Consider the following 25594-nt stretch of genomic DNA (forward strand, 5'->3'; position numbering starts at 1 on the left):
GGCGACATGACCAGTTTCCTGATGGGGTCCACCACGGCCTCCGACATCTCCTCCCAGCTCACCCGGCTGCGCCACCAGGTCGGCGCGCCCGCGGTGGGCATGGTGCTGACGCTGGTCGTGGTGTGCGACGAGAGCAGGCAGTACGACGCGGTGCGCGCGGCGTCCGAGGCGTCGCGCGAGCACCCGTCGCGCATCCTCGCGGTGATCCCCCGCGAGCGCGAGGAGCCGACCCGCCTGGACGCCGAGATCCGGGTGGGTGAGCTCACCACCGGCGAGGTGGTGCTGCTGCGCATGTACGGCGAGCTGCGCGACCACGCCGACTCGGTGTTGTCGCCGCTGCTGCTGCCGGACATCCCGGTGGTGGTGTGGTGGCCGGGCGAGGCGCCGCAGTCCCCCGCCAAGGACCCGGTGGGGGCGTACGGGCAGCGCCGCATCACCGACGCCCGTTCCTCGCGTGACTCGGTGGCGGCGGTGAAGAGCCGCATCGACGGGTACAGCCCCGGCGACACCGACCTCGCCTGGACGCGCATCACGCCGTGGCGCAGCCTGCTGGCCGCGGCGTTCGACCTGCCGGTCGGGCGGGTCGCGGACGGTTTCGTGGAGGCCGAGCCTGACCACCCGAGCGCGGCGCTGCTGGCCGCGTGGTTGTCGGAGCGGCTCGACGCCCCGATCGCGGTGCACGAGTCCAAGGGCCCGGGCCTGACCGCGGTGCGGCTGCACACCGCCGACGGCGGCGAGGTCCGCATCGAGCGGCACGACTCCCGCACCGCCACCCTGTCCCGCCCGGGTCAGCCCGACCGCCACGTGGCCCTGGCCCGCCGCCCCACCTCGGACCTGCTGGCCGAGGAGCTCCGCCGCCTCGACCCCGACCAGATCTACGAACGCGCCATCAAGCAGGTCACCACCTGCCACGGCGTCTGACCCGCACCCGGCCACCACGGACCACCGCCCCTCCCCCGCCGGGGAAGCACCTCCCGCCGCCCTCCGGCGTAGGCGCCCCCCGGCACCCGGGCGGCCCGGAGGTCCCGGCCCACCCGGGAAGTGACGTTCCCCCACCGGGGAACGTCACTACGTGACGGCCGCGAACAGGTGAAGTCCGCGGACCGCGCGGCCGGGGAACGTCACTCCGTGAGAACCACGAAGTGCGTGAACCACGCGGCTCGGGGAGTCACTCCGCGACCACCATGACCTACGTGAACCACGGTGACCGGGGACTCACTCCGTGACCACCATGACCTACGTGAACCACGCGGCCAGGGACATCACTCCGTGACAACCGCAAAGTACGTGAACCACGCGGCAAGGAACGTCACTTCGCGATCACCATGACCTACGTGAACCACGCGGCAAGGAACGTCACTTCGTGACCACCATGACCTACGTGAACCACGCGGCAAGGAACGTCACTTCGTGACCACCATGAAGTACGTGAACCACGCGGCCAAGGACGTCGCTCCGTGACCACCATGAACTACGTGAACCACGCGGCCAAGGACGTCGCTCCGTGACCACCATGAACTACGTGAACCGTGCGGTCAGGGACGTCGCTCCTTGAGGGCCGTGAAGTTCGCGGACCGCGCCGGGACGTCGTCTCGCGGAGTCCGTGCAGCCATGAGTACCGTGAAATCCGTGACAATCGTCCGTCATCCGCGACCGAGGGGATCCGAGACCGTGACCACGTACCGCCGTCCGATGCGGGAGACCGTGCTGTGAGCGTTCCCTCGGTCCTGGTTCACCGGGACGCCGGAGTGCTGGCCAAGGCCGTGGCGGCGCGGCTGATCGTCGGGCTGGTGGACGCGCAGGCCGCGAAGGGGTCGGCTCATCTGGTGCTGACCGGTGGCGGGGTGGGGATCGCCACGCTGGCCGAGGTGGCCGCCACGGCGGCGCACGCGGCGGTGGAGTGGCCCCGGCTGGACGTGTGGTGGGGCGACGAGCGGTTCCTGCCGAGCGGGGACCCCGAGCGCAACGAGACCGGCGCCCGCGAGGCACTGCTCGACCAGGTGGACGTGGACCCCGCGCGGGTGCACGTCATGCTGGGGCCGGACTCCGGCCTCAGCGCCGGGGAGTCGGCGGAACGCTACGCCGAGGAGCTGCGCCGCGCGGCCCGGCCCGAGGACCACGGGCCCGTCCCGTCGTTCGACATCATGCTGCTCGGCATCGGGCCCGACGGCCACGTGGCGTCGTTGTTCCCCGAGATGCCCGCCCTGTACGACGACCGCCCCGTGGTCGCCGTCCACGGCGCGCCCAAGCCGCCGCCCACCCGGATCACGATGACTCTGCCCGCCGTCACGGCGGCCCGGCAGATCTGGATCATCGCCGCCGGGGAGGAGAAGGCCGGCGCCGTCCGCCTGGCCCTGCAGGACTCCGGCCCGTTCCAGATCCCCGCCGCGGCGGCCCGGGGCCGTTCACGCACGCTGTTCCTGCTGGACCGCGCCGCCGCCTCGAAGCTCCCGCCGAACCTCGGACGTCCCTCGTCCCCTTGAGTTCCCGGCCGCGGTCCCCCGAGGGACCGCGGCCGCACGTCGTGGTCTACAGGTAGCCCCAGGCCTTGGTGATCTCCAGGAGGGGTTCCGGCACCTCGTCGGGCGTGGGCAGCGGCCGGCCCTGCTGGATCTCACCGGTGCGGATCTTGTCGCGCCAGTCGCCGATGCCCTTCACGAACTCGCCGTGGTTGTGGTCGCCGTACTTGAGCATGCCCGGCTCGAACTCCACGCCGAGGTAGGAGCAGACGCGCCGCAGCTCGCCCTCCGGGTCGTCCACCAGGGCCTCGTAGCGCACGTCGATGCCGTCGTAGCGGCCGCGGGCCTCCTGCAGGTCCCGCATGTACTGGTAGGTGTGCCGGACCGCCTCCGGCATCGGGCGGGCCACCGGGTCCGCCTCGTGCCAGGAGGTGGCGATGGACGCCGGGTGGCGCATCAGGTAGATGAAGCGGGCGTCCGGCCAGCACGTGATGATGCGCCGGTGCGCGAACACGTTGCTCGGCGTCTTGTCCACCAGGATCTCCTTGCCGCTGCGCACCAGCTCGCGGTGCAGCATGCGGTCCCACAGGATGTGCTCGATGTCGCTGGTGCTGTGCCCGAGCGCCTCCATCGCCTGCCGGACCGGGTCGGTCGTCATGGTGACGGCGAGCCGTCGTACGTGCATCTCGTGCGGCGCGTGGATCTGCGAATGGCTGTTCAGGATGACGCGGAACAGGGTCGACCCGGAGCGGACCGGCGAGAGGACGAACACCGGCGCGCGCAGCAGCCGGTCGGCCTTCGGGTCCGCGGGGGGGCGGGGCGCCTCGGGCGGGGGCGGCGGTTCGGGCGCCGGCGGCGGGGGGACCGTCCGTACGCGCGTGATGTTGTACCCCGTGATCCCCTCGAGAGCCGCATTGACCTTGCTCTTCCATGCCATGGCCCTACAGGATAGGAAGGCAGGGTGACGTGTGGGTGAACAGAGCCTGGGGATAACCGAAGAAAGTATGGGACTTACCAGGACGGATCGCCCGCTCGGTACATCACCGGGTGACGCATAGTGGAAGCACAACACCGAGCCGGGCACGCGGGACGTCGCGGCCGGCCGATGCGGATCGTACCGGAGGCCCCGTGTTCGAGCGCTTCACCGACCCCGCCCGGCGCGTGGTCGTCGTCGCCCAGGAAGAGGCCAGGCGCCTGCATCACAGCGTCATCGGCACCGAGCACATCCTGCTGGGACTGCTGGGCGAGCCCAACGGACTGGGGGGCGCGGTGCTGAGGGAGGCCGGGCTGACCCTGGACCAGGTGCGGGCGGACGTGCGCGAGCTCGGCGACGCGCCGGCGGACTCCGAGCCCGCGCCGCACATCCCCTTCGGCGCGCGCGCCAAGAAGGTGCTGGAGCTGTCGCTGCGCGAGGCCATGAACCTGCACCACAACTACATCGGCACCGAGCACATCCTGCTCGGGCTGATGCGCGAGGCGGAGGGCACGGCCGCACGCATCCTGGAGCGCCACGAGATCGACTTCAAGCGCACCCGCGAGGCCCTCGTGGAGGAGTCCGGCACCCGCGGCAGGGTGCGCCGTTTCGGCGGCGCGCTGGAGGAGCCGGCGCTCCTCACGCAGTCGCCCCTCGGCGCCCGCCTGGAGCGCATCATGGAGAGCCTGGAGCGCATCGAACGCCGCCTGGACGCCTTCGGCGTCCCGCCCGCTCCGGAACACCCCGCCCCCGGCGGTCCCGCACCGCAGCAGTGGATAGGGCCCACGCAGGCGAAGCCCGAGGGCGGCACGGGCACGGACGACACCTGACGCACCAGGCGGACCCCTGACCGGAGCAGGGCCGGCGCACCGGACGCGTCCCTGACCGGGAGCACGCCCGGCACACGTGGCGCATCCCGCGGGGAGCGGCCCGGCGCCGGGAAAACCACCGCCGGGGTGGTGCCGCGGGGGCTCAGCCCCGGCGCGGGGACGGCACGATCGCACCCGCCGCGATCCTGGCCTCCACCACACCGGGGTCCTCGGTGTCGCACAGGGTGGCGCCGAGGGAGGCCAGCAGGCGGCGCATGCGCACGTTGTCGACGAGCATGGTGGCCTTGACCTCGGCGAACCCGAGATCGCGCGCCTCGGTGAGCAGCATGCCCACGAGCGCCCTGCCGAGGCCGAGGCCCTGCCAGCGGTCCTCCACCAGCACCGCCATCTCGGCGATGCCGGGGTCGGGGCTGAACGTCAGGCTGGCCAGCGCGACCACCTGGCCGTCGTACCCGGCCACCAGCGAGTGCCCGTGGTCGCGGTCGCACAGCCGGTCGAACATGCGCGGCGGCAGCGCGGGCATGGCGGTGAAGTAGCGGAACCGCCGGGAGTCGGGCGAGCAGCGGTCGTGCAGGTCGCGGACCGCCTCGCGGTACAGCGGGGTGAGCGGGCGCACCTGCACCTCGACCCCGTCCGACAGCACCAGGGGCCGCCGCTCCCCCGTGACGCTCTCGGCCGGCGGCTGCGCGAGCCGCACCAGGGCCGCCGCGCGGGCCGCCTCGGTCAGGGTGAACGGCAGGCCGAGGCGGCGCAGCCTGATGGCGCGGCGCGGGGCCACCGGCACGGTGAGCAGCGTCGGGTCCGGCAGGTCGGACATCTCGGTGCCGTACACCCAGCGGGCGTCGTCGGCGCGCAGCAGGTCGGCCAGCACCTCGGGCAGGCGCCACGGCATGTCGCGCAGCCGGACGGCGAGCAGCAGGGCGCGGGTCGGCTCGTCGGTCAGCTCGTGCGCGGTGGCGGGCACCACCTGGACCCTCCGCCCGCCGGCGGCCTCCAGCGCGTGGCGCACGGACTCCGCCGAGGCCGGGATGTCGGCGACGAATTCGTCCACGGTGCCGTCGGTGTCGGGCTGCACGCTGAGCCCGAGGATGTTGCCGCCCTTGGCGGCCAGAGCGGCGGCGAGGGACGCCAGCCGGCCGGGCCGTTCGTCCACCGTGGTGCGGATCCGCAGGAAACCCATTCCTCACCCTCCTCCATCGCCTTCGTCCCGGACTTCAGGATGCGGTCGTCCTGTTACGGGACTGCTACGCAGCGATGAGACGGGGGTTTCGTTCGGTGGTTTTCCGCTCGACACGTGTTCCATCACGTTTGGCATGAATCACTAAACTCACCAGCGCGGACCGGTCACAGGGGCCACCGCGGATGGAGCAGGATGTCCTCGATGACCGATCTGTTGTTCCGGGGCGGCCCGGTCTTCACCGCCACAGCCCCCTCTCCCCCGCGCCCCGGCGGCCCGGACGCCGTGCTCGTGCGGGACGGCCGCGTCGCCGCCGTCGGCGCCGAGGCCGACGTGGCGCGTCTCGCCCGTCCCGGCCACGACACCGTGGACCTCGCCGGCCGCCTGCTCACCCCCGGCTTCACCGACGCGCACGTCCACCCGGTGCAGGCGGGGCTGGAACGGGCGAAATGCGAGCTCACCGAGGTGTTCGGCCTGCCCGCCTACCTGGAGCGGATCGCCGCGTACGCCGCGGCGCACCCGGACCGGCCCTGGATCGACGGCGGCGGCTGGGACATGGCCGCCTTCCCCGGGGGGCTGCCGCACCGCGCGCAGCTCGACTTCCTCGACCGGCCCGCGTACCTCATCCAGCGCGACCACCACGCCGCCTGGGTGAACACCCGGGCCCTGGAGCTCTCCGGCGTCACCGCCGCCACCCCCGACCCGCCCGACGGGCGCATCGAACGCGACGCGGACGGCACGCCGAGCGGTGTGCTGCACGAGGGCGCCATGGATCTGGTGGGCCCGCTCACCCCCCGGCCCACGCCCGCGGACATCGAGGCGGCGCTGCTGGACGCGCAGGACCACCTGTTCTCGCTGGGCGTCACGGGCTGGCAGGACGCCATCGTGGGCTCGTACGCCGGGTCGGAGGACAACCTGCCCACCTACCTGTCCGCGGCGGCCTCAGGGCGCCTCAGGGCCCGCGTGGTGGGTGCCCTGTGGTGGGACCGCACCCGGGGTGCCGAGCAGATCGAGGAGCTGGTGACGCGCCGCGCCATGGCCCGGGGGCTGTTCTCGGCGGGCAGCGTCAAGATCATGCAGGACGGCATCGCGGAGAACTTCACCGCGGCCGTCATCGAGCCGTACTGCGGCTGCGGGCCGGACCAGCGTGGCCTGTCGTACGTGGACCCGGTCCTGCTGCGCGGCCACGTCGCCGAGCTGGACCGGCTGGGGTTCCAGGTGCACTTCCACGCCATCGGCGAGCGGGCCGTGCGGGAGGCGCTGGACGCCCTGGAGGGCACCTCGCCCGGCAACCGGCACCACATCGCGCACGTGCAGATCATCGAGCCGTCCGACGTGCCGCGCTTCGCCCGGCAGGGCGTCACCGCCAACCTGCAGCCGCTGTGGGCCACCCACCACCTGCAGATGGACGAGCTGTGCATCCCCTTCCTCGGGGAGGAGCGCTCGTCGTGGCAGTACCCGTTCGCCGACCTGGTGCGCACCGGCGCGCGGCTGTGCGCGGGCAGCGACTGGCCGGTGTCCTCCGCCGACCCGCTGCAGGGCATGCACGTCGCGGTCAACCGCACCGAGCCCGGCGGGTCGGTGCACGCCGGCTACCCCACCGCGGGCACGCCGTTCCTGCCCGAGCAGTGCCTCGACCTCGCGACGGTCATGGCGGCGTACACCGCGGGCTCGGCGTGGACCAACCACCACGACGAGGCGGGCGTCATCGCCGAGGGCAGGCGCGCCGACCTGGTGGTGCTCGACCGCGACCCGTTCACGCTGCCGCCCGGGGAGATCTGGACCACCCAGGTGGCGCTGACGTTCGCCGGCGGCGAGGCGGTGTACGAGCGGCGCTGAGCCGGGCCGACGCCGGGACGCGCCGGCCGCACCCCCGAGGCCGTCACCGAAGCGCGAAGGCCCCCCGGGCGTATACCCAGGGAGCCTTCGGTCGGTGTACTACCAGGTGGGCCGGTTGTTGCGCAGCCGCTCCAGGGCCTCCGCGAGGATCGCGGCGCCGTCGGTGTCGCTGCGCCGCTCCTTCACGTAGGCGAGGTGCGTCTTGTACGGCTCGTTGCGCGGCGGGGCGGGCGGAGCCGTCTCGTCCTGACCGGCGGGGAGGCCGCACCGGGGGCAGTCCCAGTACTCGGGGACGGCCGCGTCGCTCGCGAAGCTCGGACGCGTCTCGTGCATGTTGGCGCACCAGAACGAGACCCGCACGCGAGGGGCCGCCTCGCCACGCTCGGCCTCCCCCATCGGACCTGCGCCGACACGGCTACCACGGATCGCGTTGCCACTGCCCACGGATGAACTCCTCGCTAGATCGCCCGCCACCGGCGGGGAAGAACTCTCTCAGCCTGCCCGGCGGAGCACTACGGCTTCAGCAACAGGCCCAGCGCGATGATGCAGACGAACCAGATCACGCCGGTGATGACCGTGAGCCGGTCGAGGTTGCGTTCCACCACCGATGACCCGCCGAAGGACGACGTGAACCCACCGCCGAAAAGATCCGAGAGGCCGCCACCCTTGCCCTTGTGGAGCAGCACGAGCAGCACCATGAGACCGCTCGCCAGGATGAGGGCGATGGAGATTCCGATGACCACCGTTGACCTGTTTCCGTGTAACGCGCGCCGTGGCGCGACCTGACCTGCACGACCACCGTCTGCTGACGATTCAAGGCTTCTCTTTGAGGGTACGTCGTAATGTCACGTCGTACCTCCCAAACACTGCAGCTAGCCTGACATTTCGCCAAATCGACAGATCTTAACGAATTCCGCCGGGTCGAGGCTCGCGCCTCCGACCAGAGCACCGTCGACATCAGGCTGCGCCATGATGCCGGCGATGTTGCCGGACTTGACCGACCCACCGTAAAGGATACGGACGGCGACGGCCACCTCGGAGTCGTACAGCTCGGCGAGTCGCGTCCGGATCGCCCCGCAGACCTCCTGGGCGTCGTCCGGCGTGGCCACCTCTCCGGTGCCGATCGCCCATACCGGCTCATAGGCCACCACGATCGACTTGGCCTGATCGGTCTTCACGCCGTTCAGCGCCGCGTCGAGCTGGGAGAGCGTGTACGCGACGTGCCCACCGGCCTGCCGGACGGGCAGGCCCTCGCCGACGCACAGGATGGGCGTGATCCCGTGCCGGTACGCGGCCTGCACCTTGGCGTTGACGAGCTGGTCGTCCTCGCGGTGGTACTGCCGACGCTCGGAGTGGCCGGCCAGCACGAACGTGCAGCCGAGCTTGGCGAGCATCGCGCCGGCGACCTCGCCGGTGTAGGCGCCGCTGTCGTGCACCGACACGTCCTGCGCGCCGTACACGATGCGGAGCTTGTCGCCGTCCACCAGGGTCTGCACGCTGCGCAGGTCGGTGAACGGCGGCAGCACGGCCACCTCGGTGCGGTCGTAGTCCTTGTCGGTCAGCGTGAACGCCAGCTTCTGGACCAGGGCGATGGCTTCGAGATGATTGAGGTTCATCTTCCAGTTGCCCGCCATCAGGGGGGTACGGCCGGCGCTCATCGCGCACGCTCCGGCCGGGGCGCCCTCACTGTCGTCATGATCGGTCAGTCCTCCAGCGCGGCGAGTCCGGGAAGGGTCTTGCCCTCAAGGTATTCCAGGCTGGCCCCGCCACCGGTCGAGATGTGGGAGAAACCGTCCTCGGGGAGGCCGAGCTTGCGCACGGCGGCCGCCGAGTCGCCGCCGCCGACGACGGTGAAGCCCTCGGAGGCGATGAGCGCCTCGGCCACGGCACGGGTACCGCCGGAGAACGCCTCGAACTCGAACACGCCCATCGGGCCGTTCCAGAAGATGGTCTTGGCGTCGGCCAGCTTCGCCGCGAACAGCTCGCGGGTCCTCGGGCCGATGTCCAGGCCCTCGCGGTCGGCGGGGATCGCCGTGGCCTCGACCACCTCGTGGGGGGCGTCCTCGGCGAAGTGGGTGGCGGCCACGATGTCGACCGGCAGCACGAGCTCCACGCCGCGCTTCTCGGCCTCGGTGATGAAGCCGCTCACCTGGCCGAGCTGGTCCTCCTGCAGCAGGGAGTTGCCGACCTCGTGGCCCTGGGCCTTGAGGAAGGTGTACGCCATGCCGCCGCCGACGACCAGCCGGTCCACCTTGGTGAGCAGGTTGGCGATCACGCCGAGCTTGTCGGAGACCTTGGCGCCGCCGAGCACCACGACGTACGGCCGCTCGGTGTCCTCGGTGAGTTTCTTGAGGACCTCGACCTCGGCCACGACGAGACCGCCCGCCGCGTGCGGGAGGATCTTCGGCACGTCGTAGACGCTGGCGTGCTTGCGGTGCACCGCGCCGAAGCCGTCGCCGACGTACAGCTCGGCGAGACCCGCCAGCTTGTCGGCGAACGCGCCGCGCGCCTCGTCGTCCTTGGACTCCTCGCCCGGCTCGAAGCGGAGGTTCTCCAGCAGGGCGACCTCGCCGTCGCCGAGCGCCGTGACGACCGAGCGGGCGGACTCGCCCACAACATCGTCGGCGAAGCGCACCGGGCGGCCGAGCAGCTCACCGAGGCGTGCGGCGACCGGCGCCAGCGAGAACTCCGGCGAGACCTTGCCCTTGGGGCGGCCGAGGTGGGCGCAGACGATCACCCGCGCGCCCCGCCCGGCCAGGTCGGTGATGGTGGGCACCGACGCGCGGATGCGGCCGTCGTCGGTGATGACGTCCCCGTCGAGGGGGACGTTGAGGTCGGCGCGCACGAGGACGCGCCGGCCCTTGACGTCGAGTGAGTCGATGGTGCGCATCAGAGCCGCGCGCCCACCAGCTCGATGAGGTCGCCGAGGCGGTTGGAGTAACCCCACTCGTTGTCGTACCAGCCGACGACCTTCACCTGGTTGCCGATGACCTTGGTCAGGCCGGCGTCGAAGATGCAGGACGACGGGTCGGTGACGATGTCGGCCGACACGATCTCGTCCTCGGTGTAGGAGAGGTAACCGCGCAGCGGGCCCTCGGCCGCGGCCTTGAGCGCGGCGTTGACCTCCTCGACGGTGACCTCGCGCTTGAGCTCCACGGTGAGGTCGGTGGCGGAGCCGGTGGGGATCGGCACGCGCAGCGCGAAGCCGTCCAGCTTGCCCTTCAGCTCGGGCAGCACCAGGCCGATCGCCTTGGCGGCGCCGGTGGAGGTGGGCACGATGTTGAGCGCGGCGGCCCGGGCGCGGCGCAGGTCCTTGTGCGGGCCGTCCTGGAGGTTCTGGTCCTGGGTGTAGGCGTGGATCGTGGTCATCAGGCCCTTCTCGATGCCGAAGGTGTCGTTGATGACCTTCGCCATGGGGGCCAGGCAGTTGGTGGTGCAGGACGCGTTCGAGATGATCGTGTGCGCCGACGGGTCGTACTTGTCGTGGTTGACGCCCATGACGATGGTGATGTCCTCACCCTTGGCGGGCGCGGAGATGATCACCTTCTTGGCGCCGTTGTCGGCGTGCACGCGGGCCTTGGCGGCGTCGGTGAACAGACCGGTCGACTCGACGACGACGTCCACGCCGAGGTCGCCCCAGGGGAGCTTGGCGGGGTCGCGCTCGGCGAACGCCTTGATGGCCTTGCCGTCGACCGTGATCTCGTCGGCCGTGCTCTTGACCTCGTAGGGCAGGCGGCCGAGGATGCTGTCGTACTTCAGCAGGTGGGCCAGCGTGGCGTTGTCGGTCAGGTCGTTGACCGCGACGACCTCGATGTCCTTGCCGCTCGCGGCCACGGCTCGCCAGAAGTTGCGGCCGATGCGGCCGAAGCCGTTGATGCCTACGCGGATGCTCACGGGACCAGATCTCCTCGAACTTCGTGCGCCGGCTCGTGCCGGCGCCGTGGCGGGCTGAAACCTCACGCAAGCCTACCGGGTGCCGATTGGTGTAGACCACGCGGCTCCACCCCCGGTCGGGACGGGTCAGGGGGCGAGCATGTCGGCCGTCAGATTGGCGTCGGTGGCGGCGATCCCGAGGTCCGAGGCACGCTTGTCGGCCATGGCCAGGAGGCGCCGGATTCGCCCCGCTATGGCGTCTTTTGTCAGGGGTGGGTCGGCGATCTGGCCGAGCTCCTCCAGGGACGCCTGCTTGTGCTCCACCCGCAGGCGGCCCGCGATCACGAGGTGCTCGGGGGCGTCGTCGCCGAGGATCTCCAGCGCCCGCTGCACCCGCGCCCCGGCCGCCACCGCCGCGCGGGCGGACCTGCGCAGGTTGGCGTCGTCGAAGTTGGCCAGCCGGTGGGCCGTGGCGCGCACCTCGCGGCGCATGCGGCGCTCCTCCCAGGCCAGCACGCTGTCATGCGCGCCGAGACGGGTGAGCAGCGCGCTGATCGCGTCGCCGTCCCTGACCACCACACGGTCCACGCCGCGCACCTCGCGGGCCTTGGCGTGGATCTTGAGCCGCCGGGCGGCACCGACCAGCGCCAGCGCCGCCTCCGGGCCCGGGCAGGTGACCTCGAGCGACATCGAGCGGCCCGGCTCGGTCAGCGAACCGTGGGCGAGGAACGCCCCGCGCCACGCGGCCTCGGCGTCACAGGTCGCCCCCGCGACCACCTGCCGGGGCAGCCCGCGCACCGGGCGGCCGTGGTTGTCGATCAAGCCGGTCTGCCGGGCCAGCGCCTCGCCGTCGCGATACACCCGGACGACGTAGCGCGACCCCTTGCGCAGACCCGCGGGGGCCAGCACCATCACCTCGGCCTTGTGACCGAACACCTCGCCGATGTCCTTGATCAGGCGGCGGGCGGTGGCGTTGGTGTCCAGCTCCGCCTCGATGACGATGCGCCCGCCCACCAGGTGCAGCCCGCTCGCGAACCGCAACAGGGTCGACACCTCGGCCTTGCGGCAGCAAGGCTTCAGCACCGCGAGCCGGCTCAGCTCGTCCTTCACCACACCCGTCATGGCCATGTGCGTGTGTCCTCCCCCATACAGACATACCGACCCGTCGTCACGGACGGCGCCGCCGCGCCGTTCCCGGCGGCCGGTGCGTCGCCGACACGTGGCTCCGCAGGCCCCCGGCAAGTCTCTCGCACCCTGTGGGCGCGCTGACCAGGATCAACGCTTCTCACGGAAAATCTCGTCCAGGACCGAGGCAAGGCGTCGTGCATCGTGCCTCGGGGAGCCGTCGGGGGCGGCCACCTCGGCCAGCACGAGTCGCCCGCCGAGCGCCTCCACGGCCTTCTCCAGCTCGCCACGCTCCCCCACGGCGCCCGGGTCGGCGAGCACCACGTCGATGGCGAGGCCAGGGGCGTGCTCGCGCAGCACCTGGAGGTGCTTGCCTGCGGAGAACCCGTCGGTCTCCCCCGGCTGCGGCGCGAGGTTCAGCGCCACCAGGCGGCGCGCGGCGGTGCCGTGCAGCGCGTCGGCGAGCTTCGGGACCATCAGATGCGGCAGCACGCTGGTGAACCAGGACCCCGGCCCGAGCACCACCCAGTCGGCGTCCCGTACCGCCGCCACCGCCTCCGGGCACGCCGGAGGATCGGCCGGCACCAGCGAGATCGACTGCACGTTCCCCGGCGTGACGGCACAGGCGACCTGCCCACGCACCAGGCTGATCACCCCGTCCAGCTCCACCTCGGCCTCGATGTCGATCGGCACCGACGCCATCGGCAGCACCCTGCCGTGCGCCCCGAGAAGCCTGCCCACCCAGTCGAGCCCCGCGACGGGATCGTCCAGCAGCTCCCAGAGCGCCACGATCAGCAGATTCCCGACTGCGTGCCCGTGTAACTCCCCCTCGCTCCGGAACCGGTGCTGAACCACCTCACTCCACGTCCGCCCCCACTCGTCGTCCCCGCAGAGCGCCGCCAGCGCCATCCGGAGATCCCCCGGCGGCAACACCCCGAGCTCCCGCCGCAACCGCCCGCTGGACCCCCCGTCGTCCGCCACGGTGACGACAGCCGTCACCTCCCCCGTGACCCTCCGCAACGCCGAAAGCGACGCGTACAACCCATGCCCCCCACCGAACGCCACCACCCGGGGCCCGCCGTCCCGCCACCCCCGCCCAGCGGCCTCCCGATCCACCCACGACTCCACCCCGGCCTCCCCCTCCACGAACCGCCGTGCGGCCACACCGGACGAGCCGTCACCACCCGCCCTCCCAGAGGGTCGTGCGGGCACGCCCGACGAGCCGTCACCACCCGGCCCCTCAGAAAGCCGTGCGGGCACACCGGACGAGCCGTCACCACCCGGCCCCTCAGAAAGCCGTGCGGGCACACCGGACGAGCCCTCACCACCCGGCCCTGCGGGAGGCCGTGCGGGCACACCGGACGAGCCCGCGTCGCGCGTCACGGGGACGCCGGGACGGGGGTGGCGATCGTCGCCGGGCGAAGGGCGGGAGCCGTCCCCGGTGGGGGCGGCGGGGGCGGACCTCGTCGTCCGGGGTTTCTCCTCGCTCACTCGCGACCTGTGTCCCTGTGGCTCACCTGCACTTCCATGCCCCGATCGCGCAATCGGGCACCTATCTGCTCGGCCATGGCCACGCTGCGGTGCTTCCCGCCCGTGCACCCCACGGCGAGGGTGGCGTAACCCTTGCCCTCACGGACGTAGCCGGCGGCGATGACGCCGACGACCTCCTCATAGGCGTCGAGGAACTCCTTGGCGCCGGGCTGGCTGAGGACGTAATCGCGCACGGGGGCGTCGAGGCCGTTCATGGGACGCAGCTCGGGGACCCAGTGCGGGTTCGGGAGGAAGCGGCAGTCCACCACCAGGTCGGCGTCCACCGGAAGGCCGTACTTGAAGCCGAAGGACAGGACGTTGACCCGCAGACCGGGGCGCCCCTCGCCACCGAAGAACGAAATGATCTTGCCGCGCAGCTCGTGGACGTTGTGGGCGGTCGTGTCGATGACGAGGTCGGCGTTGGCCCGGACGTCGCGCAGCACTCCCCGCTCGCGGGCGATGCCGTCCACCAGACGCCCCTCACCCTGCAACGGGTGCGGCCGCCGCACCCCCTCGAACCTGCGGACCAGCTCCTCGTCACTGGCCTCGAGGAACACCACCCGCACCCCGACACCGCGCCCCTCGAGCTCCTCGATCGCCGTGTTCAGGTCGGTGGTGAACGCCATGCTGCGCACGTCCACCACAGCCGCGACCTTGTCGGTGTCGAGCTGCACCCGCCCGGCCTCCTCGGCCATGGCGAACAACATCCCCGGCGGCAGATTGTCGATCACGAACCAGCCGAGATCCTCCAAAGCCTTGGCCGCCGTACTACGCCCCGCCCCCGACATCCCCGTGATGATCACAAACGCCGGGTCCCCCGCACCCCCCGCCTCGGAGGCCCCCACCACCCCGGTCGCACCCGCAACCCCAGCCCCCTCGGCCGCCTCATTTACAGGAAGCCCGGAGGTGCCGGGAGGCGTGGAGGTGCCGGAAGGCGTGGAGGTGCCGGAAGGCGTGGAGGTGCCGGAAGGCGTGGAGGTGCCGGAAGGCGTGGAGGTGCCCGGATGCGCGGGGGTGCCGGGAGGCGTGGAGGTCCCCGGATGCGCAGGGGTGCCGGGAGGCGTGGAAGTCCCCGGAGGCGTAGAGGTGCCGGAAGCCGTGGAGATCCCCGGATGCGCAGGGGTGCCGGGAGGCGTGGAAGTCCCCGGAGGCGTAGAGGTGCCGGAAGCCGTGGAGATCCCCGGATGCGCAGGGGTGCCGGGAGGCGTGGAGGTGCCGCCGGTGGCCGGTGTGCCGTGGACCTGGCGGGGTGTGGTGGGTGTCTTGTCCGGCCTGTTGTGTTCGGTCACGTGCTTTCCCCCTTCAGCGCCGCGACGATGGCTTCGGCTGTGGAGCGGCCGATGCCCGGGACCTCTTGGATCTCGTCCACGGTGGCCCCCCGCAACCGTTTGACGGATCCGAAACGCTTGAGCAGCGCCTGTTTGCGTGCCGAGCCCAGGCCGCGGATCTCGTCCAGGGCGCTCTCGGTCACCGACTTGGCGCGCTTGGCCCGATGGTAGGCGATGGCGAAGCGGTGGGCCTCGTCGCGCACCCTTTGCAGAAGATAAAGGCCCTCGCTGGACCTCGGCAGGATCACGGGCTGGTCGTCGCCGGGGAGCCAGACCTCCTCCAGGCGCTTGGCCAGGCCGCTCACCGCGACGTCGTCCACGCCGAGCTCGTCGAGCGCCCGCTGGGCGGCCGCCACCTGGGCCGGGCCGCCGTCCACGACGACCAGGTTGGGCGGGTAGGCGAACTTGCGCGGCTTGCCGGTCTCGGGGTCGATCGGCTCGGGGTCCAGCTCACCGCTGGACGACCGTTCCTCCAGGTAGCGCCTGAACCGGCGGCAGATGACCTCGTAGATGGACGCGACGTCGCCCTGCCCGGCCATGCCCCGGATGGCGAACCGGCGGTACTCGGCCTTGCGGGCCAGGCCGTCCTCGAACACCACCATGGAAGCGACCACGTCGTCCCCTTGCAGGTGGGAGACGTCGTAGCACTCGATGCGCAGCGGCGCCTGCTCCAGGCCGAGCGCGTCGGCGATCTCCTGCAGGGCCCTGCCACGGGTGGTGAGGTCGCTGGCCCGGCGCAGCTTGTGCTGGACCAGGGCCTCCTTGGCGTTGCGCTCGACCGTCTCGAGCAGAGTCCGCTTGTCGCCCCGCCGGGGCACCCGCACCTCCACCCGGCCGCCGCGGCGCTCGGCGAGCAACTCGGCCAGCGCGTCGGCCTCCGGCGGCATGGCGGGCACAAGGACCTCGCGGGGCACGGCCTCCGGCGCGGCCTCCGCGTACATCTGCAGCAGGAAGTGCTCCACCAGCTCCCCGGGGCCGGACTCCTCGATCTCGCCGGTCACCCAGCCGCGCTGCCCTCGGATGCGCCCGCCCCGCACGTAGAACACCTGGACGGCCGCCTCCAGAGGGTCCTCCGCGAGGGCGACGACGTCGCAGTCGGTGTCCTCACCGAGCACCACGGCCTGCTTCTCCAGGGCCCGCTGCAGCGCCTGCACGTCGTCACGGAGCCGGGCGGCGCGCTCGAACTCCTCGGCGGCGGCGGCCTCGCGCATCTCGCGCTCCAGCCGTTTGATGAACCGGCTGGTGTTGCCCGCCATGAAGTCGCAGAAGTCGGCGGCGATCTCGCGGTGCTGCTCGGGACTGACCCTGCCGACGCAGGGGGCCGAGCACTTGTCGATGTACCCGAGCAGGCAGGGCCGGCCGATCTGGCCGGCGCGCTTGAACACGCCCGCCGAGCAGGTGCGGATGGGGAACACCCGCAGCAGCAGGTCGACGGTCTCGCGGATCGCCCAGGCGTGGGAGTAGGGGCCGAAGTAGCGGGTGCCCTTGCGCTTGGCGCCGCGCATCACCTGCACCCGGGGGAAGTCCTCCCCCATGGTGACGGCGAGGTAGGGGTAGGACTTGTCGTCGCGGTACTTGACGTTGAAGCGGGGGTCGAACTCCTTGATCCAGGAGTATTCGAGCTGGAGTGCCTCGACCTCGGTGCCGACCACCGTCCAGTCGACGCGGGCGGCGGTGGTGAGCATGGTCTGCGTGCGCGGGTGCAGCCCGGCGAAGTCAGCGAAGTAGGAGTTGAGCCGCTGCCGCAAGCTCTTGGCCTTGCCGACGTAGATCACCCGGCCGTGCGCGTCCCGGAAACGGTAGACACCCGGCGACTCCGGGACCGACCCGGGCTCAGGCCGGTAACTCAGGGGGGTGTTCGCGGGTCTGACCACAACCAAAAGCCTATCCGCCCCCACCGACACTTCACGGCGTCCCGCCACCCTATAAGGGCCCCCCGTTCCCCTTCCCGGCAAGGGACAGGCGATGATCGCGTCGCCCGAGCGGCACCGGGCACCGGCCCACGCCGGGCGCCGGGGACCGCCCCCTCCGCGGGGATCCGGAGCCGCGCACGGGACGTGGCAGGAGACGGCGCGGCGCCCGCCCCGGCCGCGGGCGTGCGAGGCCGCGGAGCTGGAGCGGGCGCCGAGTGACGTACGTCTTCACGGTGCCGGGCGGGTCCTAGGGGGTGCCCCTGTGGGAGCCGGGCCCGGTCCGCGGGTGGTGCGTGGCGCCCGTTCCCGGGGCCGCGGAGGTGAGAGGGCCGCGGGGCAGGTGGGAGGGACGCCGGGGTCGGGCGTTCCACGGCGGTGGCCCTGCGGGGGACGCGGATCCCCTGTGGGGCCGGACGCGTACGACAGGACCGGACGCGTACGACAGAACCGGACGTGTTCGCGGGGCGTGGCGTCGTGGGGTGGAGCGAAGGTCAGGCCAGGGCGATGGTGCCGCCGTCGACCTTGATGGGCTTCTCCTCGAGGCCCTCCTGGGCGGGACCCCCCTGTACGGAACCGTCGACGATGCTGAACTTGCTGTTGTGGCAAGGGCACACGATGCTGCCGTTGGTCACCGAGCCGACCGGGCACTTCTGGTGGGGGCAGATCGCGCTGAACGCCTTGAACTCGCCCTCCGTCGGCTGGGTGATGACCACCTTCTCGGCCTTGAAGATCTTGCCGCCGCCCTTCGGGATGTCCGCGGTGGCGGCCAGGCCCTCCGCCGAGCCCCCGCCCGCGTCGCCGGACGGCGACGCGTTCCCGCCCGGAGGCGCGGGTTCGGCCGGAGGCGCGGGTTCGGCCGGAGGCGCACCGTACCCGCTGCACGCGCTGAGCACCACGGCGAGGCCCGCGCCACCGGCACCGGCCATCACCGCGCGCCGTGTCGTTTCCGTCTCCGTCATCGTTCGCCTTCCTTGAGTGGGTACATCCGGTACGGTCCTCGACCGGATTTGGTTCAGCTTGAGCCACACCCGACTCAGGAAGTATGAACGAATACACATAACGTCCGGCTCAAATCGTTGAATCTTTCATCAGATCAGGTGGCCAGAGCGGTGCAGAAGCGGCGGCCGGGGCCGGCACGCACGTCAGAAGCCACCTGATCCGATGAGCCGGTTGAATCTTCCATCAGTTGGAGGCGCCGGAACCCAGGCTCAGGTCGCCAGGATCTTGCTCAGGAAGCGGCCGGTGTGGCTGTCCTCGACCTGGGACACCTGCTCCGGGGTGCCGGTGGCGAGCACCTGGCCGCCGCGCGAGCCGCCCTCGGGACCCATGTCGATGACCCAGTCGGCGGTCTTGATCACGTCCAGGTTGTGCTCGATGACGATCACGGTGTTCCCGCCGTCCACCAGGCGGCCGAGCACCCCGAGGAGTTTGCGGATGTCCTCGAAGTGGAGGCCGGTGGTCGGCTCGTCCAGCACGTAGACCGTGCGTCCGGTGGACCGGCGCTGCAGCTCGGAGGCGAGCTTGACCCGCTGCGCCTCGCCGCCGGACAGCGTGGTGGCGGGCTGGCCCAGCCGGACGTACCCGAGGCCGACGTCGTTGAGCGTCTTGAGGTGGCGCTTGATCGCCGGGATGGCGTCGAAGAACTCCAGCGCCTCCTCGATCGGCATGTCGAGCACCTCGGAGATGGTCTTGCCCTTGTAGTGGACCTCCAGCGTCTCCCGGTTGTAGCGGGCACCGTGGCAGACCTCGCACGGCACGTAGACGTCCGGCAGGAAGTTCATCTCGATCTTGATGGTGCCGTCGCCCGAGCACGCCTCGCACCGGCCGCCCTTGACGTTGAAGCTGAACCTGCCCGGCTGGTAGCCGCGGATCTTGGCCTCGGTGGTCTGGGCGAACAGCTTGCGCACATGGTCGAACACCCCGGTGTAGGTGGCGGGGTTGGACCGCGGCGTGCGCCCGATGGGGCTCTGGTCGACGTGCACGACCTTGTCGACCAGGTCGGTGCCGGTGACGCGGGAGTGGCGGCCCGGCACGGTCTTGGCGCCGTTCAGCTCCTTGGCGAGGGCCGCGTAGAGGATGTCGTTGACCAGCGTGGACTTGCCCGACCCCGAGACGCCGGTGACCGCGGTGAACACCCCGAGCGGGAACTCGACGTCCACGCCCTTGAGGTTGTGCTCCCTGGCGCCCTTGACCACCAGCTTGCGCTTGGTGTCGCGCTTGCGCCGGGCGGCCGGCACGTCGATGGACCGGCGCCCCGAGAGGTACGCCCCGGTCAGTGAGTGCTCGCTGGCCAGCAACTGCTCGACGGTGCCGGACACCACGACCTGGCCGCCATGCTCGCCGGCGCCCGGCCCGATGTCCACCACCCAGTCGGCCATGGCGATGGTGTCCTCGTCGTGCTCGACGACGATCAGCGTGTTGCCCATGTCGCGCAGCCGGATCAGGGTGTCGAGCAGCCGCTGGTTGTCGCGCTGGTGCAGGCCGATGGACGGCTCGTCCAGCACGTACAGCACGCCGACCAGGCCGGAGCCGATCTGGGTGGCCAGCCGGATGCGCTGGGCCTCGCCGCCGGCCAGGGTGCCCGCCGCGCGGTCCAGCGTGAGGTAGTCGAGCCCGACGTCCAGCAGGAAGCCCAGCCGGGCGTTGATCTCTTTGACGACCCGCTCGGCGATGTGCATGTCACGCTCGGACAGGGCGAGCGACCCGAGGAAGGCCGCGCACTCGCCGATGGACAGCGACGAGACGTCCGCGATGGACCGCTCGCTGACCGTGACGGCCAGGGACACCGGCTTGAGCCTGGCGCCCTTGCAGGACGGGCAGGGGATCTCGCGCATGAACCCCTCGTACCGCTCCCGCGAGGAGTCGCTCTCGGCCTCGGAGTGACGCCGCTGCACCCACGGGATCACGCCCTCGAAGCTCGTGTAGTAGGAGCGCTGCCGGCCGTACCGGTTGCTGTAGCGGACGTGGATCTGCTCGTCGTGGCCGTGCAGCAGGGACCGCTGTGCCTGCTTCGGCAGCCGCTCCCACGGGGTGTCGAGGTCGAAGCCGAGGGTGTGGCCGAGCGCCTCGATCAGCCGGATGAAGTAGTCGCTGGTGTGCCCGCCGGCCCATGGCGCGACGGCGCCGTCGCCGAGGGTGCGCTCGGGGTCGGGCACCACGAGCTCGGGGTCGACCTCCATGCGGGTGCCGAGGCCGGTGCAGTCGGGGCACGCGCCGAACGGCGAGTTGAACGAGAACGACCGCGGCTCCAGCTCCTCGAACGACAGGTCGTCGTAGGGGCAGTAGAGGTGCTCGGAGTAGAACCGCTCCCGCCCGGGGTCGTCCTCCGGCAGGTCGACGAAGTCGAGCGTGATCGTGCCGCCGGAGAGCTGCAGCGCGGTCTCCACCGAGTCGTTGAGACGGCGGCGGGAGCTCTCCTTCACCGACAGCCGGTCGACGATCACCTCGATGTCGTGCTTCTCGTACTTCTTCAGCGTGGGCGGCTCCTCCAGCCGGACCACGGTGCCGTCCACCCGCGCGCGGGCGAAGCCCTTGGTCTGCAGCTCGCGGAACAGCTCGGCGTACTCCCCCTTGCGCCCGCGCACCACCGGGGCGATCACCTGGAAGCGGGTGCCCTCGGGCAGCTCCATGACCCGGTCGACGATCTGCTGGGGCATCTGGCGGGCGATGGGACGGCCGCAGCGCGGGCAGTGCGGCTTGCCGATGCGCGCCCACAACAGGCGCAGGTAGTCGTAGACCTCGGTGATGGTGCCCACGGTGGAGCGGGGGTTGCGGGAGGTCGACTTCTGGTCGATCGACACCGCCGGCGACAGGCCCTCGATGAAGTCGACGTCGGGTTTGTCCATCTGGCCGAGGAACTGCCGGGCGTACGCCGACAACGACTCGACGTACCGGCGCTGGCCCTCGGCGAAGATGGTGTCGAAAGCCAGGCTGGACTTGCCGGAACCGGACAGGCCGGTGAATACGATCAAAGCGTCCCGCGGGAGGTCCAGCGAGACGTCCTTCAAGTTGTGTTCGCGGGCGCCACGAACGATCAAGCGGTCGGCCACGGCAGATCTCTCAGGTAGGGGTTCGGATCCACGGCAGCCGCAAAAGGCCACCTCTGACTAGTCGCGGTCACTCTAACGATGGGGTCCGACAGTTTCGCCGCACCGCGGCGGCCCGGGGACATCGGATCGGGGACACGGATCTCCCGGCCGCGGGACACGGTCGCGCGGTCTGCGATATCTGGCGCAATGATGTCGTGCATGACCGTTCTCGACGACCTCAAGGCCGAACTCACCGCGGCCAACGACCGGCTGCTCGCCACCGTGGCCCGGCTCTCCGACCCGGACGTCGCGGCCCCCTCCCTGCTTCCGGGCTGGACCCGCGGCCACCTGCTCACGCACGTCGCGCGCAACGCCGACAGCCATCTCAATCTGATGACCTGGGCCAGGACGGGTGTGTACACACCACAGTACCCGGACGTGGCGACGCGGGACGCCGAGATAGCAGAAGGCGCGGGGCGGCCGATGAAGGAACAGTACGACGACCTCGCCGAGAGCACCGCGCGCCTCGACCACGCCATAGCCACGCTGCCACCCGAGCGCTGGGCGGCCATGGTGCGCGGCATGCAGCCGCCGGAGCACCCGGCGTGGTACATCATCGCCCGCAGGCTCCGTGAGGTCGAGATCCACCACTCCGACCTCGGGACCGGCTACACCTGGGCCGACTGGCCCGCCGCGTTCGTCCGGCGGGAGCTGCACGACGCCCTGGCCTGCTGGCCGCGCGAGGGCGGGCCGGTGAGCGAGGTGCGCGCCGACGGCCACGTCTGGACCGGTCTCGGCGAGGGCCCCGTCGTGGAGGGCCCGTCCGCGTACGTGCTGGCCTGGGTCACCGGCCGCCTCACCGGGGAGGACGCGGGCCGGGCTGATCGCGCGGACGCCGAGGGGCTTAGGCTGGCGGCGAGACCGCCGGCGGCACCGAAGTGGCCCGCGGCGTCGGCGCCGCCAGGCCTTCCGGCCGCCCCACCCGAGGAGTACCCATGAGCTACACCGGTGACGTGACCGCGAACGGGCCCGCCGACGTGCGCGAGCTCCCCGGCCTGACCATCAGCAAGATCGAAGTGGGCGACTTCGGCAACAACGCCTACCTGCTGCGCTGCACGGAGACCGGCGACGGCCTTCTCATCGACGCCGCCGCCGAGCCGGACAGGCTGCTCGGCCTGATCGGCGGCATGCCCATCAGCACCATCGTGACCACTCATCGCCACCAGGATCACTGGCTGGCCCTGGCCGAGGTCGCGAAAGCCACCGGCGCCGACACCGTGGCGCACCCGCTGGACGCGCCGGAACTGCCGGTGCCGGTGACCCGCACCGTGGAGCACGGCGACCGTGTCACGGTCGGCGTGGTGACGCTGGAGGTCATCCACCTGCGTGGGCACACCCCCGGCTCGATCGCCCTGCTGTACGGCGACGGCCACATCTTCACCGGCGACTCGCTGTTCCCGGGCGGCGTCGGCAACACCGAGCGCGACCCGGCGCGGTTCGAGAGCCTCTACACCGACGTGGTGGAGCGGATCTTCGACCGGCTGCCGGACGAGACGTGGGTGTACCCGGGGCACGGCAAGGACACCACGCTCGGCGCCGAGCGGCCCTCCCTGCCGGAGTGGCGGGCCCGCGGCTGGTGAGCGGGACACGCCGCGGGCCCGGCCCCGCCAGGGACCGGGCCCGCGCCGGACGTCCACTCGCCTCCGTCCGGCCGGCCTGACAACCGGCGGCCGGGAACGGCGTCCCGCCTCAGCGGACGGGGGCCTCGGTCTCCTTGCGCTCCTTGCGCTGCTCGCGCTTGAACATCAGCACGCGCAGCGGGATCGCCGCGACCAGCGCGATCTGCATGGCGGCGCCGATCTGGATCAGCAGGTCGCCACCGGCCAGGTCGGCCGCCCAGATGATCAGGCAGGTCACGTTGATCATGATCCAGGCCAGCACGACCGCCAGCAGGTTGCCCTTCGGCTTGGGGTACTCGATGCGGCTGACCATGAGCCAGGCCACCGCGAACACCCCGGCCACCGTCAGGTACGACGCCTGGAACAGCAGCACGATCGACACCACGGTCATGGCGCCCATGGGGATGGGCAGGCCCATGAAGTCGCCGCTCTTGGTCTTCACGCAGGCGAACCGCGCCAGGCGCACCACGCCCGCGAGCAGCACCGACACCGCGGCGCACAGCGCCACCAGCAGGGGCATGCGGTGGGAGAAGCCCGCCCAGGCCACCACCATGAACGCCGGGGCGAACCCGAAGCTGATCACGTCGGCGAGGTTGTCGAGCTCGGCGCCCATGGCCGAGGCGCGGAACCGCCGCGCCACCATGCCGTCGAACAGGTCGCAGGTCGCGCCGATCAGCAGCAGCACGACGGCGGTGGCGAAGTAGCGGGGGTCCGGCCGGAACTCGCCCTGGGCCTGGAGCTGGCCGATCGCCGACCACGCCAGCACGCAGACGGCGAGGAAGCCGCACATCGCGTTGCCGAGGGAGAGGGAGTCGGCGGCGGACAGGCGGAAGGCCTTGCCCACCGGTCCTCGCGGTTCGTCGTCCGCCGCGACATCGTCCATGGACCAGCCGGCGTCAGCCATGGTCAACGCGAGTCACCCCTGCCGTCATGCGCTGCCCCACGGTCACCGCGGGCGCGATCCCTTCCGGAAGATAGATGTCCACCCGGGACCCGAAGCGGATCAGCCCGATCCGGTCCCCCTGCGCCACCTTGGCGCCCACACCGAGGTACGGCACGATGCGGCGCGCCACGGCGCCGGCGATCTGCACCAGCTCGATGTCGCCGAGCGCGGTGCCGAAGTGCCACACGACCCGCTCGTTCCGGTCGCTGTCCTTGTCGAAGGCGGGCTTGAAGCCGCCGGCGACGTGCGTCACCGAGGTCACCGTGCCGTCCAGCGGGGCACGGTTCACGTGGACGTCCAGGGGGCTCATGAAGATCGCCACCCGGGTCCTGCCGTCCGGCCACGGGTCGATGCTCTGCACGACGCCGTCGGCCGGGCTGAGCACGAGGCCGGTGCCGGGGACCCGGTCGGGGTCCCGGAAGAACCAGAACATCGCGCCGGTCAGCGCGGTCAGCGGGGCCGCCGCGACGGCCCACCGCCGCGAGCGCCGGGTCAGCGCCACCGAGATCGCGGAGGCGGCCACGGCGGGCACCAGCCAGGGGGAGACTCCACGGGCCAGACGCATGCGACGGCGGCCGTGGCTGGGCGAATCAATGGACACAGGGAACCTTTGTGGTGTGCGCGGCCAGAGAATGGTTCGTGACTTTATCGCCGAATGCTACCCATCTCGTACGCCTTGCATAGCGATACGAGACAAGCAAACGCCTCGCACACCAACTCGCTACCCCTGGGACACCTTCGCCGGCGCCGTTGCCGTGCCGGTCTTCCTGTCGCGCCTGGCCTTGATCAGGCTCGCCACAGTGGTGATCACCATCGTGCCGCCGATCACCGACAAGGAGATCTGGATCGGCACCTCGGGCGCCCAGTGGACACCGTTGCTGTGCAAGGCTTCCAGTACGAGCTTAACCCCAATGAACGCCAGGATGAACGACAGACCATAGCTGATGTACACCAAGCGCTGCAGCAGGCCCCCCAGGAGGAAGTAGAGCTGGCGCAGTCCCATCAGGGCGAACGCGTTCGCGGTGAACACGATGAAGGCGTCCTGGGTGAGGCCGAAGATCGCCGGGATCGAGTCGAGGGCGAACAGCAGATCGGTGGTGCCGATGGCCACCATCACGATGAGCATGGGGGTCACCATGCGGCGCCCGTCCACCTTCACGGTGATCTTGGACTCGACGTAGCCGTCGGTGGTGGGGAAGACCCGGCGCACCCAGCGCAGCAGGACGTTCTCCTTGAACTCGTCCTCGTCGTGGCCGCGCAGCATGTTGATCGCGGTGTAGACGAGGAAGGCACCGAACACGTAGAACAGCCAGCTGAACCGCTCCAGCGCGGCGGCGCCGACCGCGATGAAGATGCCTCGCATCACCAGGGCCAGCAGGATGCCGATCAGCAGGACCTTGTGCTGGTACAGGCGAGGGACGGCGAACCTGGCCATGATTATGTAGAAGATGAAGAGGTTGTCGACGCTCAGGCTGTACTCGGTGAGGTACCCGGCGGCGAACTCACCGGCCTTGTCCGCGCCCTCGACGACGAAGATCCCGATGCCGAACAGCACGGCGAGGGTGACGTAGAAGCTCACCCAGAAACCCGCCTGCCGCAGGGAGAACTCCCGCGGCTCACCCCGGTCGACGATCCAGAGGTCCACCGCCAGGACGACGAGCAGCCCGACGATGACCGCCGCCCACACCCACACCGATACGCTCAAGTTCACGACCTCCGGCCCGCGTCAAAGTGCCGGAGGTCTCTCCCGCCCGAGCCAAAGGCGCCGGACCGGCAGCCCCGGGTACGCCATACCGGCGTGACCGTGATGACGAGGCTGTCGCGTAGGGATACTCCCCCCCTCGCCGAGGAGTATAGGCGAGCTTATAAGCCTTACCTAATCAGGCTTTGCACAATG

22 protein-coding genes are annotated in these 25594 nt (G+C 71.1%); 6 read left to right on the forward strand and 16 right to left on the reverse strand.

The window, feature by feature from the left end; all coding sequences use genetic code 11:
• Positions 1-6: 6 nt before the first annotated feature.
• On the forward strand, positions 7-921 hold the full coding sequence (locus tag ABGB17_RS31840) for a glucose-6-phosphate dehydrogenase assembly protein OpcA (protein ID WP_347636695.1): 915 nt from the start codon (positions 7-9) through the stop codon (positions 919-921).
• A gap of 788 nt (positions 922-1709) precedes the next feature.
• On the forward strand, positions 1710-2483 hold the full coding sequence (pgl, locus tag ABGB17_RS31845) for a 6-phosphogluconolactonase (protein WP_347636699.1): 774 nt from the start codon (positions 1710-1712) through the stop codon (positions 2481-2483).
• A 46-nt stretch (positions 2484-2529) separates the two neighbouring features.
• On the opposite strand, the gene ABGB17_RS31850 is transcribed toward pgl, so the two are convergent.
• Complete coding sequence (locus ABGB17_RS31850; protein WP_347636702.1) at positions 2530-3396, reverse strand: sulfotransferase; 867 nt, start codon at positions 3394-3396, stop codon at positions 2530-2532.
• 191 nt (positions 3397-3587) lie between these two features.
• Between ABGB17_RS31850 and ABGB17_RS31855 the strand changes: the two genes are divergently transcribed.
• Positions 3588-4262 (forward strand): Clp protease N-terminal domain-containing protein, encoded by a 675-nt coding sequence (locus tag ABGB17_RS31855; RefSeq protein ID WP_347636706.1) that lies wholly within the window; start codon positions 3588-3590, stop codon positions 4260-4262.
• Between the two features lie 142 nt (positions 4263-4404).
• On the opposite strand, the gene ABGB17_RS31860 is transcribed toward ABGB17_RS31855, so the two are convergent.
• Positions 4405-5442 carry a GNAT family N-acetyltransferase gene (locus tag ABGB17_RS31860; RefSeq protein WP_347636709.1) on the reverse strand — a complete coding sequence of 346 codons (1038 nt, stop codon included), beginning with the start codon at positions 5440-5442 and terminating at the stop codon, positions 4405-4407.
• Between the two features lie 201 nt (positions 5443-5643).
• Between ABGB17_RS31860 and ABGB17_RS31865 the strand changes: the two genes are divergently transcribed.
• Positions 5644-7278, forward strand: coding sequence for an amidohydrolase (locus ABGB17_RS31865; protein ID WP_347636713.1), 1635 nt, complete (start codon positions 5644-5646; stop codon positions 7276-7278).
• Between the two features lie 99 nt (positions 7279-7377).
• Here the strand turns inward: ABGB17_RS31865 and ABGB17_RS31870 are convergent, their stop codons facing one another.
• From ABGB17_RS31870 to uvrA, 11 genes are all read right to left on the reverse strand, one after another.
• A complete protein-coding gene (locus ABGB17_RS31870) occupies positions 7378-7722 on the reverse strand; it encodes an RNA polymerase-binding protein RbpA (protein ID WP_347636717.1) in 345 nt (114 codons plus the stop codon).
• A gap of 68 nt (positions 7723-7790) precedes the next feature.
• Positions 7791-8021, reverse strand: coding sequence for a preprotein translocase subunit SecG (gene secG / locus ABGB17_RS31875; protein WP_347636720.1), 231 nt, complete (start codon positions 8019-8021; stop codon positions 7791-7793).
• Positions 8022-8150: 129 nt separating this feature from the next.
• Complete coding sequence (gene tpiA, locus ABGB17_RS31880; RefSeq protein ID WP_347636724.1) at positions 8151-8936, reverse strand: triose-phosphate isomerase; 786 nt, start codon at positions 8934-8936, stop codon at positions 8151-8153.
• Between the two features lie 44 nt (positions 8937-8980).
• Entirely contained in the window at positions 8981-10168 is a 1188-nt protein-coding gene (locus ABGB17_RS31885) for a phosphoglycerate kinase (RefSeq protein ID WP_347636728.1), read from the reverse strand.
• Positions 10168-11172, reverse strand: coding sequence for a type I glyceraldehyde-3-phosphate dehydrogenase (gap, locus tag ABGB17_RS31890; RefSeq protein ID WP_347636732.1), 1005 nt, complete (start codon positions 11170-11172; stop codon positions 10168-10170). Before gap ends, ABGB17_RS31885 begins: the two co-directional genes overlap by 1 nt.
• 126 nt (positions 11173-11298) lie before the next feature.
• A complete protein-coding gene (gene whiA / locus ABGB17_RS31895; protein ID WP_347636736.1) occupies positions 11299-12279 on the reverse strand; it encodes a DNA-binding protein WhiA in 981 nt (326 codons plus the stop codon).
• 147 nt (positions 12280-12426) lie between these two features.
• Positions 12427-13344, reverse strand: coding sequence for a uridine diphosphate-N-acetylglucosamine-binding protein YvcK (gene yvcK, locus ABGB17_RS31900; RefSeq protein ID WP_347636809.1), 918 nt, complete (start codon positions 13342-13344; stop codon positions 12427-12429).
• A 419-nt stretch (positions 13345-13763) separates the two neighbouring features.
• Complete coding sequence (rapZ, locus tag ABGB17_RS31905) at positions 13764-14651, reverse strand: RNase adapter RapZ (protein ID WP_347636740.1); 888 nt, start codon at positions 14649-14651, stop codon at positions 13764-13766.
• A gap of 440 nt (positions 14652-15091) precedes the next feature.
• A complete protein-coding gene (uvrC, locus tag ABGB17_RS31910; RefSeq protein WP_347636811.1) occupies positions 15092-16984 on the reverse strand; it encodes an excinuclease ABC subunit UvrC in 1893 nt (630 codons plus the stop codon).
• Positions 16985-17538: 554 nt separating this feature from the next.
• Positions 17539-18006 (reverse strand): Rieske (2Fe-2S) protein, encoded by a 468-nt coding sequence (locus ABGB17_RS31915; RefSeq protein WP_347636744.1) that lies wholly within the window; start codon positions 18004-18006, stop codon positions 17539-17541.
• Positions 18007-18255: 249 nt separating this feature from the next.
• On the reverse strand, positions 18256-21096 hold the full coding sequence (gene uvrA, locus ABGB17_RS31920) for an excinuclease ABC subunit UvrA (RefSeq protein WP_347636747.1): 2841 nt from the start codon (positions 21094-21096) through the stop codon (positions 18256-18258).
• Between the two features lie 198 nt (positions 21097-21294).
• Between uvrA and ABGB17_RS31925 the strand changes: the two genes are divergently transcribed.
• Together ABGB17_RS31925 and ABGB17_RS31930 are read left to right on the forward strand one after the other, a co-directional pair.
• On the forward strand, positions 21295-22074 hold the full coding sequence (locus ABGB17_RS31925) for a maleylpyruvate isomerase family mycothiol-dependent enzyme (protein WP_347636751.1): 780 nt from the start codon (positions 21295-21297) through the stop codon (positions 22072-22074).
• A complete protein-coding gene (locus ABGB17_RS31930) occupies positions 22071-22715 on the forward strand; it encodes an MBL fold metallo-hydrolase (RefSeq protein ID WP_347636755.1) in 645 nt (214 codons plus the stop codon). The genes ABGB17_RS31925 and ABGB17_RS31930 overlap by 4 nt, the downstream gene beginning before the upstream one ends.
• 109 nt (positions 22716-22824) lie before the next feature.
• Here ABGB17_RS31930 and pssA read toward each other — a convergent pair whose 3' ends face one another.
• The 3 genes from pssA to ABGB17_RS31945 all read right to left on the reverse strand — a co-directional run bounded on the left by pssA (position 22825) and on the right by ABGB17_RS31945 (position 25402).
• On the reverse strand, positions 22825-23658 hold the full coding sequence (pssA, locus tag ABGB17_RS31935) for a CDP-diacylglycerol--serine O-phosphatidyltransferase (protein WP_347636813.1): 834 nt from the start codon (positions 23656-23658) through the stop codon (positions 22825-22827).
• Positions 23651-24262, reverse strand: a complete 612-nt coding sequence (locus tag ABGB17_RS31940) for a phosphatidylserine decarboxylase (RefSeq protein WP_347636759.1) — start codon at positions 24260-24262, stop codon at positions 23651-23653. The genes pssA and ABGB17_RS31940 overlap by 8 nt, the downstream gene beginning before the upstream one ends.
• Before the next feature lie 156 nt (positions 24263-24418).
• Positions 24419-25402, reverse strand: a complete 984-nt coding sequence (locus tag ABGB17_RS31945; RefSeq protein WP_347636761.1) for a TerC family protein — start codon at positions 25400-25402, stop codon at positions 24419-24421.
• Positions 25403-25594 lie beyond the last annotated feature (192 nt).

This window comes from Sphaerisporangium sp. B11E5, assembly GCF_039871875.1.
Taxonomy (GTDB): domain Bacteria; phylum Actinomycetota; class Actinomycetes; order Streptosporangiales; family Streptosporangiaceae; genus Sphaerisporangium.

Coding starts and splice junctions, on each gene's coding strand:
- whiA (WP_347636736.1), bottom strand. CDS start 12,279: ATGGCCATGACGGGTGTGGTGAAGGACGAGCTGAGCCGGCTCGCGGTG.
- ABGB17_RS31860 (WP_347636709.1), bottom strand. CDS start 5,442: ATGGGTTTCCTGCGGATCCGCACCACGGTGGACGAACGGCCCGGCCGG.
- pssA (WP_347636813.1), bottom strand. CDS start 23,658: ATGGCTGACGCCGGCTGGTCCATGGACGATGTCGCGGCGGACGACGAA.
- ABGB17_RS31930 (WP_347636755.1), top strand. CDS start 22,071: ATGAGCTACACCGGTGACGTGACCGCGAACGGGCCCGCCGACGTGCGC.
- ABGB17_RS31915 (WP_347636744.1), bottom strand. CDS start 18,006: ATGACGGAGACGGAAACGACACGGCGCGCGGTGATGGCCGGTGCCGGT.
- ABGB17_RS31940 (WP_347636759.1), bottom strand. CDS start 24,262: ATGCGTCTGGCCCGTGGAGTCTCCCCCTGGCTGGTGCCCGCCGTGGCC.
- tpiA (WP_347636724.1), bottom strand. CDS start 8,936: ATGAGCGCCGGCCGTACCCCCCTGATGGCGGGCAACTGGAAGATGAAC.
- ABGB17_RS31885 (WP_347636728.1), bottom strand. CDS start 10,168: ATGCGCACCATCGACTCACTCGACGTCAAGGGCCGGCGCGTCCTCGTG.
- ABGB17_RS31840 (WP_347636695.1), top strand. CDS start 7: ATGACCAGTTTCCTGATGGGGTCCACCACGGCCTCCGACATCTCCTCC.
- ABGB17_RS31865 (WP_347636713.1), top strand. CDS start 5,644: ATGACCGATCTGTTGTTCCGGGGCGGCCCGGTCTTCACCGCCACAGCC.
- ABGB17_RS31850 (WP_347636702.1), bottom strand. CDS start 3,396: ATGGCATGGAAGAGCAAGGTCAATGCGGCTCTCGAGGGGATCACGGGG.
- ABGB17_RS31925 (WP_347636751.1), top strand. CDS start 21,295: ATGACCGTTCTCGACGACCTCAAGGCCGAACTCACCGCGGCCAACGAC.